Annotated in this window: 11 protein-coding genes and 2 tRNA genes; 4 read left to right on the top strand and 9 right to left on the bottom strand. The window is 48.0% G+C overall.

Features of this window, described 5'->3' with window-relative positions; translation table 11 throughout:
* The first annotated feature begins 24 nt into the window (after positions 1-24).
* Positions 25-423: a cupin domain-containing protein gene (locus tag ACF8D4_RS02875; RefSeq protein WP_345884881.1), complete on the top strand. Its 399-nt coding sequence runs from the start codon at positions 25-27 to the stop codon at positions 421-423.
* 119 nt (positions 424-542) lie between these two features.
* Here ACF8D4_RS02875 and ACF8D4_RS02870 read toward each other — a convergent pair whose 3' ends face one another.
* From ACF8D4_RS02870 to ACF8D4_RS02835, 8 genes are all read right to left on the bottom strand, one after another.
* Entirely contained in the window at positions 543-998 is a 456-nt protein-coding gene (locus ACF8D4_RS02870) for a hypothetical protein (RefSeq protein ID WP_392466356.1), read from the bottom strand.
* A gap of 227 nt (positions 999-1,225) precedes the next feature.
* Complete coding sequence (locus tag ACF8D4_RS02865) at positions 1,226-2,500, bottom strand: serine hydrolase (protein ID WP_208161384.1); 1,275 nt, start codon at positions 2,498-2,500, stop codon at positions 1,226-1,228.
* A gap of 182 nt (positions 2,501-2,682) precedes the next feature.
* On the bottom strand, positions 2,683-2,895 hold the full coding sequence (locus tag ACF8D4_RS02860) for a hypothetical protein (protein ID WP_101059382.1): 213 nt from the start codon (positions 2,893-2,895) through the stop codon (positions 2,683-2,685).
* Between the two features lie 53 nt (positions 2,896-2,948).
* Complete coding sequence (gene rtcA, locus ACF8D4_RS02855) at positions 2,949-3,986, bottom strand: RNA 3'-terminal phosphate cyclase (RefSeq protein WP_208156624.1); 1,038 nt, start codon at positions 3,984-3,986, stop codon at positions 2,949-2,951.
* 3 nt (positions 3,987-3,989) lie between these two features.
* On the bottom strand, positions 3,990-5,216 hold the full coding sequence (locus ACF8D4_RS02850) for an RtcB family protein (protein WP_025009019.1): 1,227 nt from the start codon (positions 5,214-5,216) through the stop codon (positions 3,990-3,992).
* A 69-nt stretch (positions 5,217-5,285) separates the two neighbouring features.
* Positions 5,286-6,455, bottom strand: a complete 1,170-nt coding sequence (locus ACF8D4_RS02845; protein WP_025009018.1) for a slipin family protein — start codon at positions 6,453-6,455, stop codon at positions 5,286-5,288.
* Between the two features lie 258 nt (positions 6,456-6,713).
* Positions 6,714-6,783 (bottom strand) — tRNA-Leu (locus ACF8D4_RS02840).
* A gap of 1 nt (position 6,784) precedes the next feature.
* Positions 6,785-6,855: transfer RNA gene (locus ACF8D4_RS02835), tRNA-Pro, on the bottom strand.
* A gap of 260 nt (positions 6,856-7,115) precedes the next feature.
* Between ACF8D4_RS02835 and rtcR the strand changes: the two genes are divergently transcribed.
* The 3 genes from rtcR to ACF8D4_RS02820 all read left to right on the top strand — a co-directional run bounded on the left by rtcR (position 7,116) and on the right by ACF8D4_RS02820 (position 10,418).
* A complete protein-coding gene (rtcR, locus tag ACF8D4_RS02830; protein WP_129978746.1) occupies positions 7,116-8,729 on the top strand; it encodes an RNA repair transcriptional activator RtcR in 1,614 nt (537 codons plus the stop codon).
* 711 nt (positions 8,730-9,440) lie between these two features.
* Complete coding sequence (locus ACF8D4_RS02825) at positions 9,441-9,992, top strand: hypothetical protein (RefSeq protein ID WP_144215811.1); 552 nt, start codon at positions 9,441-9,443, stop codon at positions 9,990-9,992.
* Between the two features lie 12 nt (positions 9,993-10,004).
* Positions 10,005-10,418 (top strand): hypothetical protein, encoded by a 414-nt coding sequence (locus tag ACF8D4_RS02820; protein ID WP_096140938.1) that lies wholly within the window; start codon positions 10,005-10,007, stop codon positions 10,416-10,418.
* Between the two features lie 397 nt (positions 10,419-10,815).
* Here ACF8D4_RS02820 and ACF8D4_RS02815 read toward each other — a convergent pair whose 3' ends face one another.
* Complete coding sequence (locus ACF8D4_RS02815) at positions 10,816-12,447, bottom strand: hypothetical protein (protein ID WP_392464643.1); 1,632 nt, start codon at positions 12,445-12,447, stop codon at positions 10,816-10,818.
* Positions 12,448-12,958 lie beyond the last annotated feature (511 nt).

The following is a 12,958-nucleotide window of genomic DNA, read 5'->3' as shown; positions in this document are numbered from 1 at the left end:
TCCTCATCTACACAGGAACAGATCATGAAAATCATCAAAAATGCCGCCAGCCAATCCCTTCAGGGCCCGGAAGCCACCTTCTCCGGTCGGGTAAGAATCGATAATCACTTTGAACCCGGCAGCCCATCGCGTATCGGTGCCGCACTGGTCACCTTCGAGCCCGGTGCCCGCACCGCCTGGCATGCCCACGGCGCCGGGCAACTCTTGTATGTCACGGAGGGAAGGGGTTGGATCCAAAAAGCCGGTGAGTCGAAACAAATGATTGAAGCCGGTGATACCGTATGGATTGCAGCCAACGAAAAACACTGGCACGGGGCCAGCCAAGACAGGGCCATGAGCCATGTGGCCGTAGCCGAAGCATCGGAGACAGCACCGGCTGCCATCTGGATGGAAAAAGTCACTGATGATGAATATCAGGCTTGATGCCGAGCGGTTTTCGACCCGGTTGAAGCGATATCCGGATAATGGCGTTCACCTGAATAATACCCTTCACACGGGTAATAGGCTTGATATAGGGTGCAGCCAAGGCTGGTGCCGGCGCTTCAGTTGAGGCGCTCGGAATTGTCCAGCATTTTCACCGGCAATTGGTTATCCAGCAAAAAATAGTAGAGTTGCAAGTCGGCTATCAATGACGGCTCGGACAGCTCAAAGTCCTGATAGGTGCGATCCTTGAAACGAAACGTCAGTTGGTGTTCAAAGCGCTTGCTCTGGCAGTAAAGTACCTGTTCTATCTGGGCTATCTCTATGGTGACCCCAAGCAAGACTAACTTGCCTTCAACCAGTTTGACCTCCAACGCGCCTTTGCTTCTGGCTGTTAAATAGTCCATCAGCAGCGACAACAGCACGCACACGGCGATATAGGCCAACTGATGCTCAAAAGGCTCATTGGCGAGATACACCAGATAGTAGGCGAACATAGCGCCCACCAAAGTACGAACAACAAAGCTTTGCAACAGCCTGAAGTCCGGCCGTTTGTTTTCCCTGACAAGTTCTTTCATGGATTCCCTTCTAAACGTTTCCAGCCAACAGTCGAGCGGCAATGATAGAGATATTTTGTATTAAGAACAAATCATTACCAATGATTTACAGCACTGCTACCCAAGGGGAACACTGAAAACTGCAAGGCATAAAATCATGCCAGGCGATAGCTTTATGGCGCAAATTGGAAGAGGCCAATCAGGAGGTTTGCCGGGGAGGCTCTCTTTCCCCGGCGCAGGGTTTAATGCTAACTGGATGGAATATAGAGCATGTTAATTAGGGCCGCCGCTATGGTGGTAGCCGGATCTTTGCCATCCACCGCCGGTGCCAGGTTGGTCCAAACCACCAGAGTCACCTTGTTGACAGGATCATGCCCCATAAAGGAGTTATAGCCGGGCAGCTCACCAGTATGACCATAGAGGCTGCCAAACTTGGCGATCCCCAGGCCATAATAGGCAGTGTTGGGATTATCGGGATCTATCGGCCTGACACTATCCAGACGCCTTCGCTGCCAATCGGCATCCAGCAGTTCTCCGGCGACCAAAGCCTCTACCCAGGTTGCCAACTCATTGGCACTGGAGATCCCGGCGCCTGCCGCCCAGCCCCAGGAAGGATTGGCCTCGGTTTGATCTATGGGTGCCAGAATGCCCTCTCTGGCTTCTCGCTGCATCTTTTCGGGCAGCATATAAGGCGGATCCATAGTCAACACATTGGTGCCATACATATAACCCCGCGCCAAGGGCGTGGGAAGAGTATTCGAATGGATATCGGGAAACAGAGTCCGCTCAAGACCCAAGGGGGCAAACAACCTCTGCTGCATCACAGCCGCCAGCGGCTTGCCATCGATTTGCTCGGCGATCAGTCCCAGCAAGACGGTATTGGTATTGGAGTATTCAAATGCGCTGCCGGGGGCAAAACCTGGCTTATGGGCAAAACTCATTGCCAGCAGCTCAGTCTGAGTCCACACCTTGGTTGGCTGCTCATCAAGCGTCTGATTCAACTCGAGCGTGGTGCTGTAATTGAAAAGACCGCTGCGCATAGTAAGCAAATGTTCTATGGTGATCGACTCACCGTTTGGCACATTGTCGAGATACATGGAGACAGTGTCACTCATTTGCAGTCGCCCTTGCTGCGCCATCTGCAAAATCACGGTACCGACCCAGGTCTTGGTATTGGAGCCCACCCTGACATGCTGATCAAAGTCGGTCGCTTCACTGCCGCCATAACGGGTTACCCCATAGGCGGTTTTAAAGTCGCCCCTAGGCGTTCGCAGAATCACCACGGCGCCGGGCACCAGCATCTCCTTGGCCAGTTGTTCCACCGTCTGTTGCATCTTGGCCGTGTCGACAGGATTGAGCACCACTTCTTGTGAATCCGAATTGCAGGCGCTCAGCAAACTCACAGAGACCAAGATAGACGCATGGATAGGCAGATAAGCCCAAAACCTCTTGGCGCTGACGACCACCTTATTGCCAAAGGGCCTGGCTCCCAAGCACTCCCGACTCAACACTCGATTGAACATAAACAGCCTCTCCCTATCTGTTATCGCATACCGGCGAGCTAGACTATCCCGCCTTCCATTGCACCACACTAACCTAGTGGGCTTTGGCAGTGGGTTCAAGTTGTTGTGAGAGAAATATGGCGAGTATTGCCGGGAGCAAAAGGTCCCGCTGCCAGGCTGTTTAACAAACTCAGCTACAGCGACTAATCAACTTTGACGTAGAAGCAGTTGCATTTACAACTGAACAAGCCGATTTGCGGCTCCTTGGGCTTCTTGCCACTGCGCTTGGCCTGTGAATTGGCCACCTCGACAGCATGCTTGATCTCGCTGATTTCCTTGCGGGATAAGCGCCTGGTATGCCCATGTACTGGGCAACGCTCTCTTTCACCATCATGGGTGATACGTTCACCTGACATGCTCTATTCTCCTTTTATTTTTCGCCCGCCTGGCTGCTAGCCTCCACGGTAGTTCAGCTGCTTATGCTAATTTGCCAACACAGCTCATTTTGCTGTTCAGCCCTAATATTGATATCCATAAACTGCTTGATGACCTCAATATTGGTGCTTGTGTGCAGGCTCGGTTTACTGGTCGTGTAACTGCCCTTTCCAGCCAAGGCCATGGGAATGAGTAACTGATCCGCCAGTTGCTCTTCCACTGCTGCTTCGGCGCTAACAAACTTATTTACCCGCCCCGCACATCGCTTGGCCACGCGCTCTGCCGAGAGGCCCTGCTCACCAACCACTTCAAACAGGTTGGTATGTGTCTTACCCTGGATTGTTAACTGAAAGCTATTACCTGGCCCTATGGAGTCCACATCCGTGATTATGCCTGACGATGCGCTCCACCCCAGAACCGTTTTTGCTGCAGCCACTTCTCTTTGCCCAATAGACACAGGTAACTGGCTGACAAGTGCATGAAGCCCGCAGTTTTCCGGTTTTTTTGCAGACTCACTTCCAGGCTCCATGAGCCTAATTGGGCTCAAGACTTTTGCCGGCTTTATCTCTATCTGCCACTTGCCACCACCTACCGGGTAAAACCCAAGCGAAGACTTCACAATTTTGCAGTCGATGCCCATCAGCTTTAACAGCGGCAAATAGGACTGCTCCAGAAAACACAGCGAGGGCGACATTCCATTGTGCGTGCCACCTTCAAACTCGACCTTGGAGCCTGCCTTCGCCAGCGCCAAAACCGGCAAAATGGTTTGGCACACCAACACTGTGCTTCCTGCTGTGCCAATGGCGAAGCGATAATCGCCGGGCAAAACCTCACCGGGCGAAAACCGTATCCGGCTGGAGCCCAGTTCCACCCCTTCTGTGCTCGCCTCACATATCGCTTGTGCCGCCAATACCGAGGTCAGGTGTTGGCGCAGCAATCCGGGTTTCTTACGCTTGGCTCGAATATTGACTATTTCGATTGGCCGCTGAGTCAAAATAGACAGGGTCAATGCTGTCCTTAACACCTGACCACCGCCTTCTCCCTGCGCCCCATCTATCACTAAATACGGCATGATTTACCCCTTAACGCACACAACTTGCTTCAAGGTGTAAACCACTTCAACCAAATCTTTCTGCGCTTCCATGACCTTATCTATATCCTTGTAGGCATGAGGTATCTCATCAATGACTGCCGCATCTTTACGGCACTCCACCCCTTGAGTGGCTTCAATTTGATCTTTGACCTTATATACCTTTTTCGCCTGGGTTCTGGACATTACCCGCCCGGCACCGTGACTGCAGCTATTGAAACTTTCGGGGTTTCCCAAGCCCCTGACAATAAAGGAACGAGCCCCCATACTGCCTGGAATAATCCCCATTTCGCCCTTTTCGGCTCGAACGGCACCTTTACGGGTGACATAGCAGTCTTTACCGAAATGCCGCTCCCGGGAGATATAGTTGTGATGGCAATTCACCGCCAATTCCGCTGTCGAAAACCCTGTCGGGATCTGCTTTCTTAAGGCTGCAATCGCATTGAACATCATGATTTCACGGTTTTTCGCCGCATAATCCTGCGCCCACTCCACGGCCTCGACATAGTCATCAAAATACTCACTCCCCTCTTCCAGATAAGCCAAATCCATATCGGGCAAGTTAATCTGATGGCGCTGCATCTCTTTCCTGGCCAGTTCGATAAAATAGGTACCTATCCGGTTGCCCACACCGCGACTGCCTGAATGCAACATAATCCACACGGCATTATTTTCGTCCAAACAGAGCTCAAGAAAGTGATTGCCTGTACCCATAGTGCCTAAGTGGTTCAGGTTATTACTCTTCTTTATTGCCGGGTGCTTTTCACAAATTCGCTCGAACCTGGTTGCCAGTTTTTTCCATTCCTCGGCCACCAGCTCAGGAACATTGTGCCAGGCACCTCTGTCCCTTGCCCCTCTGGCTCTTCCGGTTCGGCCATGGGGGATAGCGGCCTCAAAGGCACTTCTTATTCCAGCCAAATTATCCGGAAGCTGACTGGCGGATAAGGTCGTTTTGACGGCTACCATGCCGCAGCCAATATCGACACCAACGGCAGCGGGAATAACGGCATCCACCGATGGTATTACGCTGCCAATGGTTGCCCCCTTGCCCATATGGACATCCGGCATAACCGCTATGTGTGAATGTACCAAAGGCATAGCAGCAATGTTGTTCAACTGCTCCAGAGCCTTGTCTTCAAAAGGAACTCCCTTGGTCCACGCTTTAATCGTTGCCCGTCCCTTGCTTTCTATAACGTTGTAATTACTACACATTACTGATTCCTTTACTTCCAATCCATTTCTCAGCGGGCTGCGGCATCCTCTTCGCCACAGCCCTTCCCGTCAGGCAATTTTCACTATGCCATTCATAAGCCCTTCCAGGCCGCCGTAAACCGTCAGGTTGCCTATCTTGTCCGACACTTTCTCGAGTGCTTCAAGCTCCTTCAACCGCATCAAGGTAGGATTGTTTTCCATCACCTTGGCAGTGTTGTGCAAACTTCTGGTGGCCGATGTTTCTTCGCGGCGCTTGATCACATTGGCTTCCGCCGCTTTTTGTGCTTCCACCACCTGATTCAATATCGCCTTCATCTCTCCGGGCAGAATAATGTCCTTCACGCCCACATTGACCAGTGAGATACCTATAGCAGTAAGCTGATCTGAAACCAGTTCCTTAACTGTTTCATTGACATACAACTTATCCAACAGAATATCGTCCAGGGACTTAGTGCCAACCGCTTCCCGTAACGCCAGTTGCAATGTTTTGTAGACAAAGTCATCCACCTTATCCACGCTGCGGGCAGCAAGTTCGGCATCCTGCAATCTAATGCTCGCGCTAAGATTAATCCGCAGGCTCACCCTGTCTTTACTCAAGATTTCCTGGCCTGAAATCTCCAGCATCTGCGTCCGGCAATCAAAGGGCTTCACTTCAATCGTGTGATTGAACTGCCAAAATGCGTGCTGCCCCGGCTCTAACCTGCGTATGAATCGACCATTTACATACAACAAGCCGATATGGTCTTTGGCGACAGAGATATCCGCAATCGGCTTAATCGCCACTGTACGGTTGCTTCTGATCAATCTTGTAGCGGTATTGGCTCCCGCACGATTGATCAAGAAGAGCAGCTTTTCATCAACTTGCAGATTTTCCTCAATTGAGAGGGTATCCAACCTCAATTCCCCCGCGTCTTTCCACAGGTAAAGGTGCTCACCCGGTGCAACAATGCCTTGCAGCAGATCGTCCACATAGAGCAATCCCACTTCATTGCTCGACAGTTTCCAATGCGAGATGTGTTTACGCAGAGCATCGCTGCTTCGGTAAAGTCTGTCGGCATTTTTTTCAGCAAAGTAGAGCGTATTGATATCAAAGGTAATGAATTCCAGATCATCTTTAATATCCCAAATTTTGTGCTTCCCGGGCATAAGTACATCCGCCAGCATTTGATTTTTAAACATCAATACCCTTTGGTTTTCAGCGACTGTAACCGTTTTTCTTATTGAGAGTTTTTTAAACATAGTTAATTTCCTTTTATCCTTTCACTTACCCGGAAGTAAGTGGAGTTAGCAAGAGTTCATTGCTTAACTGAGAAAGGCACCTGATTTCTAAATGGCAGGGAGCATCCTGCTGGCTACCATTGGTCCATCTTTAGCGTTTATCAGTCATTGGCAAAAACGACTCGCTAACCTTGATTCTTGCAATTTGAATTTAGGGCGGGATTTGAACCCACAACAATCGAATTAACACTTCGATGCTCTACCAATTTGAGCTACCTGTATTTAAGGAAGGATTCGAACCTTCGACTACGACATTACGCCGCTGCTCTACCCTCTGAGCTACTTAAATCCTATTAAGATGGGAATCGAACCCATGACCGACGAATCCACTTCGCTGCTCTTCCAGCTGAGCTACTTAATAGTGCATTTGATTAGGCATACGCAGTCACAGTGTTCAGCGCACCGGTGTGACCTTTGAATCACAACCACTTAATCAGACAAGTTATCTATATCAATCAATGTGCCAACTTAGGTACCAACTAAAAACAAAATTCATAACACCATGATTATTAAAAATAAATAATTTTCGCAACTCATAAACCCTGATTTACTACCAGGTTGACCGAAAACAAAAAAAGTAATTAAATGGATACAAACATATCAATATGGATATCACAATCAATGAAGCGCACTGTGGTCGTAAGTTTGGTTGGCACTCAATTGGATTACACAGGGAAAGGAAGTGATAGATGGGCCAAGTGGCGCCCCAATGTCAGCTTATGCAGCCAAGAAGATTTGATTGTCAGCCAACTGCACATGCTTCATGACAACCACAGTAAAAGATTGGCCAGCAGTGTTGCGGCCGATATTGGCAGCATTTCACCGGAAACAGAAGTCGAATTACACAATGTGAACTTCAATGATCCCTGGGATTTTGAAGAGGCTTACTCAAAACTCTATGATTGGTGCCACCAACAGGTATTCGATACCGACCGGAACGACTATCTATTCCATATCACCACAGGTACCCATGTTCTGCAGATATGTATTTTCCTGCTGACAGAGAGCGGCCACTTTCCCGGCCGCTTGATACAAACCTCACCGGATAGAGGCAATAAAAATAAGGCTATAGGAAAAACCCAGATCATTGATTTGGACCTTTCCAAGTACGACCAACTGGCGACACGCTTCGACAAGGAACACCTCGAAGGAAAAGAGTTTCTTAAGAGTGGTATAGAGACGAAAAATGCGGCATTTAACCGGCTGATTACGCAAATCGAAAAGGTCGCGATCCGCTCCAGCGATCCTATGTTGCTCACAGGCCCAACCGGTGCCGGCAAGAGTCAACTTGCTACCCGTATTTTTCAGCTGAAGAAAAAGCGCTCAATGTTGGAAGGAGAGCTGGTATCGGTAAACTGTGCAACGCTGAGAGGCGAAAATGCCATGGCAGCATTGTTTGGTCACACCAAAGGAGCCTTTACCGGGGCGCAAAAAGAACGCCGTGGATACCTTCTGACAGCAAATAAAGGCATGTTATTTCTAGATGAAATAGGTGAGCTCGGGCTGGAAGAACAAGCCATGCTGCTGCACGCAATTGAAAACAAGACTTTTCATCCTGTGGGCAGTGATCAACCGGTATCCAGCGACTTTCAGTTGATAGCCGGAACAAATAGAAATCTGAAGTCACAAGTCCATCAGGGCCTTTTTCGGGAAGATCTGCTGGCCAGGATCAACTTGTGGACCTATGAACTCCCCGCATTAAAAGATCGCAAAGAAGACATTCCAGCCAATATTGACTACGAAGTCAGACTCTACGAACAAAAAACCGGACAGCGAATTCAATTCAATAAAGAGGCTAGGGTTGCATTCGAAAACTTTGCCACTTCCAACAGGGCTATTTGGTCGGGTAATTTCCGCGATCTAAGTTCAGCCATCACAAGATTGTGTACATTGGCAGACTCATCAAGGATCTCTGTGGATGATGTGAAAGAAGAAATCGCGCGACTAGAGCAGTTCTGGCAATCTTCTCCACACGATACTCAGGTAGAAACGCTGAAGCAGTATCTTGCAGATGAAGAAATTGCCCAGTTGGATCAGTTTGATGCCAATCAGCTCAACTATGTTTTAAATATCTGCAAGCAACACGGCAGCATGGCATCGGCCGGCAGAGAGTTATTCGATGTCAGTAGAACCAAGAAAGCTCAAACCAACGACTCGACAAGATTGCAAAAGTATCTCCAAAAATTCGGCTTAACTTGGTCGAAGATACAATCCAAGGGGAAAGAATTAGCCTGATATCATAGGATGCAAGAGGTTTGAACAGACTCACCGACACGCCAATAGAATAAATAGATAGATAAGCTGCGCCCCGTTGGCTCTCGCAGCCACAACCGCCATTTTTGAATAGCTAAAACATCCCATCGATGACGAGCTCAAGCTTGACAAGGACTTTAGTCGTCTATTCAAAGGGCCCCTTGGTACCTGAGTCAGTCTGCGCTTACTTGTAAAACCTGAATTGCACGACAACATAAGTGAGGTACTGCCCGTTGCCTGTAGCCTGTAGCCTGTAGCCTGTAGCCTGTAGCCAGAGGCCTACCCCTTATCTCAGCCGAATCCAGTGCGATTTTCATCCGGCCTGAAATTCAACTTTTCCATCACTTCAATACCTAAGCAGGTCAACTTTAGAAGGTGATGTTTCCTCAATGGAAGCATCTGTCTTTTAAGAACCCGGGCAGATGTAGCCATAACGAACAAGATCATGAATTTTTTACAAAAGATTCGTGACTTATGCAAACGATGGGGAGATCATATTGATGATTTCAATTGGGTTGCCACAGATTTTGCTAAAACTGCCGCGCAGCTATTAGGGAAGGTGTGCCAATGGTAAATCGAGAGTAAAAACCCACATATAAACACTGGAACAAACATCCACCTGACCAACACAATTAAATGCCAAAAGACAATTGATGACCAAGGCCTTGGTTAGCAAGACATTGGAAATAGGAAATGAGTGAATATTATTTAATTACCAGCAGTGGTCCCTGTGCGATGACTGAGGTGAGTGATCACGATAAGCGGTATATCAATTATAAAGAGTGCGCCCGCCCGCCGATTGAACCCATTCGTATCTATGAAACCTACAAACCGGAAGACGAATATCAAACCCCTGAATTTGTGCGCACCAAAGTGATCGCGCTGTCCAAGCGCGTAGTGATGGAAGCGGGTCTGCAATATCTCTATGGTATCAACTGGGTGCCTGCGCACATAACTAATGCCAACGGACGCCGCGATTATCTGTTTATCAACTATCTGCAAGAACTTAAATGCGCCGATGTTGAAAAATCCGAGTACTCATACATAGATTCAATGGGTGGGCTGACGGGATTGGAGAAACTGGTTCTGGATGAAGCTCTGCTCGCACAAACCCCGCTCAATCAGCGACTCATTTTTATGATGGCAGAATCCGCACGCATTCTGTTCCATCGCTCCATCGTCGAACGTATCATGGCCACCAACCCAATCAACACCACCTTTAAACCCTGCGAACAGTTTGCCTAACAAGGATGCAGTATGACATTCATTCCTTTTGAAAAAGCCGCCGTAGAGGCCGTGCTACCTGAAAACCGAGCGAAATTGGTGTTCACACAACCGGATGTTTATATGCATTTTGGTGAAATCAAAACACTGTATATTTATGACGACATCATCGAAGACCTCGATGACAAATGGCTCGAGCAACTCACCCATTGGTGGGGGGAATTGGATTTTAACGCGCCTAATACCGAGCATGACCTGGATAAAGTGTGCACTGAGTATACCTTCATTGATTTTGCACTGTTACCTGAGCTGGCATCACTGGATGAGCACACGGCAAAAGGCACGCCACTGGCGTGGGATAAAAAAGAACTTGTTATCAACACCAATTTCTTGGCTGGACTGCAACAGGCGGGGGCGGTCGATATTTGGTTTGATAAGCTGTACTAGCTCACCCACCTCCTAACCCTGGAACTCTGGGTCTGCCACACGAATCTGGCCCAGTTTCCGTTTTATCCGCGCCCTGACGCTATCATCTCCCAGCCCCAGATTATTGGCTATGCACCAACTGAGTATTCCTGTCTCACACATTTAACACGGCTTGACGGGCAAATTTTCTGATGGGCTACCACCTGGACTGATAAACAACATGCTCAGTTCCCAGCTCGATATGTTTATCCAAAGCAGTAATGAGGTATGTTTAGTCTCGAACGACCTCCCATACCCCTTCTCTCCTGAAAAAGCATACAGCACTAAAAACCTAATGCTGTACGCCGATTTCAACAGCCCTGTCCGCTTCACATCCAGGCTTTAATCACACCTATTTATGATAGCTGGAGCCAAATAATCAAAGAGCATCGCAAAACATTTCCCTAACACCTTGACCACTCTTGAACGCACAATCAATGGCTAATTGTCTATCGGCACTGAGGTTACCCATCTCCTGGTCAATGAGTTCAGCCCCCTGTTCCAGGGTATTGGCTTCTATCACGGTTTGGAAAAGCTGCAAATACCAGTTTTGGTTCGGCCTTAACGCTGCTCCTTGTCTTTCAAAGTACTGGCATGTTCGAATGATCACAGAGCATTGCATCATCACATAGGTGGACTTCGCTTCTGTATTGCTCCATAACTGTTCTATGCTCATTAACGCAAATAAGCCAGACAAAGTTTGAGCAAGCAAATATTGCCCCACCAATTCAGCTGTATCCTGATTTCGATATTTTAAGTGGGAGTCAACAATGAAAAAGATACTAAAACAACATTCCACCATCGAAGTAACCAACTGCTTATTTTCAGGGTATCCCTTATCCCTCAAGCCGGAAACAACATCATCCAATACAACTTCGTATATGTTGGACAACAAAGTATCCAAAGCAGCAGGTAATTGAAGCTGCTCGTCAGCAGCCGATACAGAGTCGGACTTACGCAATGCGACCACTAGCTCTTCGAGCATATTCGTCAGTATCAAAACTTCGTTTTCAGAGAACTGATCCAAGTACTGGAAGTCATAGTCATTAATAAAGAGAGTTTTTTTATCACAGCGAATACTACGAATTTCACTTAAGGAAAAACTCTCTACCTTTCTCAGCGTACCTTTAGCCCAAATAGCATGAGGAGTCACAACCAAAAAATCTTTGGTTGTTTGCATAAAGGTGTTATCCACAATCATCAGGATATCGTAAGGTTCGATTTTACCCTCTGATATTTCGATGACTTTTCTGACTTTGTGGACTTTGATAGCCGGCGCGATTTGGATTTGTTGGGATAGACGATGCCTCTTGGCCACGGCGTTAACTATATCCAAGTATTCCCGCTGATAGCTACCTTCAAAAGCGGGCTTGGGACTGGATTCCTGCTCCGGCTTGTCAGGCTTAAGGCTTTCGGGTGCAGCGCTTTCAGCTTTGTCGCTCGCCGGTGCTGTATTACTGGCCGGAGTTGTATTGGTGATAGATACGCCACCATTTGCATCTGCTGCCGGAATAACACTCTCGGTTGTAACGCCTTCAGGGGGAAGATTTTCAGCAGTAACGCAGGCTTGTGCCACATTCGAAACTTCAGCAGTTTCTGCCGCCCCTGTATTGCCTTGTATCTTTTGGGCCAGTTTTTCCAATAGTTTCAATAAAACCGCGGGCTTCATACCGGAACCCGCCATACCAAAAGCACAGCCTTGCCCCAACAACAGATCTGAACCGTCAACAGCATGCTCTTGACTGGTGTTTATCAACTCTTCCCACGACATGTGGTTTTTTGCAGAAGTTGTTGTCCAGTCATTTTTCCAAAACAATCCTTCAGATGTAAATGCCAGACCATTTTTTGCAGAACCAAACACCGTAGAATCGACTATGGCATAAATATCGACCGATGATGACATGCCATAACATGCACTTGCATTTTTAGCTTTCTTGCTGGGTATGTTGGGCGCAACAAAAAGCCCATCAGAGTGGAAGTTCTGCAAAATCTCCAGCACATCTGTTTCCATTTATCCTGTTCCTTGTATAAAACCTTGCTCAATACATAGCTATGTAACGTATTGATATAATTTGAGTAAGAACAAGGATAAGTGCAGCAAGCAGCCCCCTGCAATGCTTTCTTAACAAAAGTATGAACTCAAACGACATCATCAATCCTGCCTCTGTGTCCTACAGGTTCTACCGGGTGTCTGCCATGACAACAGCAGCCATATTGAACTGCTTACCCATCGATAACAGGCTCAAGCTGACGACCGACTTTAGCCATGTATTCAAAGGGCCGGATGGTACGCAGGAGCCACTTACAGCGCTTTGTAAAGCCAGAGCTGTGGATCTGCAACGACGGCGAAGGCATTGTCGGAAGCTTTTTAGCTGAATCTCCGAGGCTCCCTGGTACTAATCTCGGTGAAAGGTCAAAATTTTTCAGTTCTTTAAGCTAAGCGATTACCGTAAAGTGAATCGCCACCAATAAACTAGACACTTCCCAGCCGTTCTTGGTATCGGTTCTCGAACTCTACTGGT

Origin of the sequence: Shewanella sp. YQ_9 (genome assembly GCF_043103185.1) — a bacterium.
Taxonomy (GTDB): Bacteria; Pseudomonadota; Gammaproteobacteria; order Enterobacterales; family Shewanellaceae; genus Shewanella; species Shewanella algae.
Note: the sequence above shows the minus strand (reverse complement) of the source record. Positions and strands in the feature narration are given on the sequence as shown.

Coding starts and splice junctions, on each gene's coding strand:
- ACF8D4_RS02870 (WP_392466356.1), bottom strand. CDS start 998: ATGAAAGAACTTGTCAGGGAAAACAAACGGCCGGACTTCAGGCTGTTG.
- ACF8D4_RS02860 (WP_101059382.1), bottom strand. CDS start 2,895: ATGTCAGGTGAACGTATCACCCATGATGGTGAAAGAGAGCGTTGCCCA.
- ACF8D4_RS02865 (WP_208161384.1), bottom strand. CDS start 2,500: ATGTTCAATCGAGTGTTGAGTCGGGAGTGCTTGGGAGCCAGGCCCTTT.
- rtcR (WP_129978746.1), top strand. CDS start 7,116: ATGAAGCGCACTGTGGTCGTAAGTTTGGTTGGCACTCAATTGGATTAC.
- ACF8D4_RS02845 (WP_025009018.1), bottom strand. CDS start 6,455: ATGTTTAAAAAACTCTCAATAAGAAAAACGGTTACAGTCGCTGAAAAC.
- ACF8D4_RS02820 (WP_096140938.1), top strand. CDS start 10,005: ATGACATTCATTCCTTTTGAAAAAGCCGCCGTAGAGGCCGTGCTACCT.
- ACF8D4_RS02815 (WP_392464643.1), bottom strand. CDS start 12,447: ATGGAAACAGATGTGCTGGAGATTTTGCAGAACTTCCACTCTGATGGG.
- ACF8D4_RS02875 (WP_345884881.1), top strand. CDS start 25: ATGAAAATCATCAAAAATGCCGCCAGCCAATCCCTTCAGGGCCCGGAA.
- ACF8D4_RS02850 (WP_025009019.1), bottom strand. CDS start 5,216: ATGTGTAGTAATTACAACGTTATAGAAAGCAAGGGACGGGCAACGATT.
- ACF8D4_RS02825 (WP_144215811.1), top strand. CDS start 9,441: ATGAGTGAATATTATTTAATTACCAGCAGTGGTCCCTGTGCGATGACT.
- rtcA (WP_208156624.1), bottom strand. CDS start 3,986: ATGCCGTATTTAGTGATAGATGGGGCGCAGGGAGAAGGCGGTGGTCAG.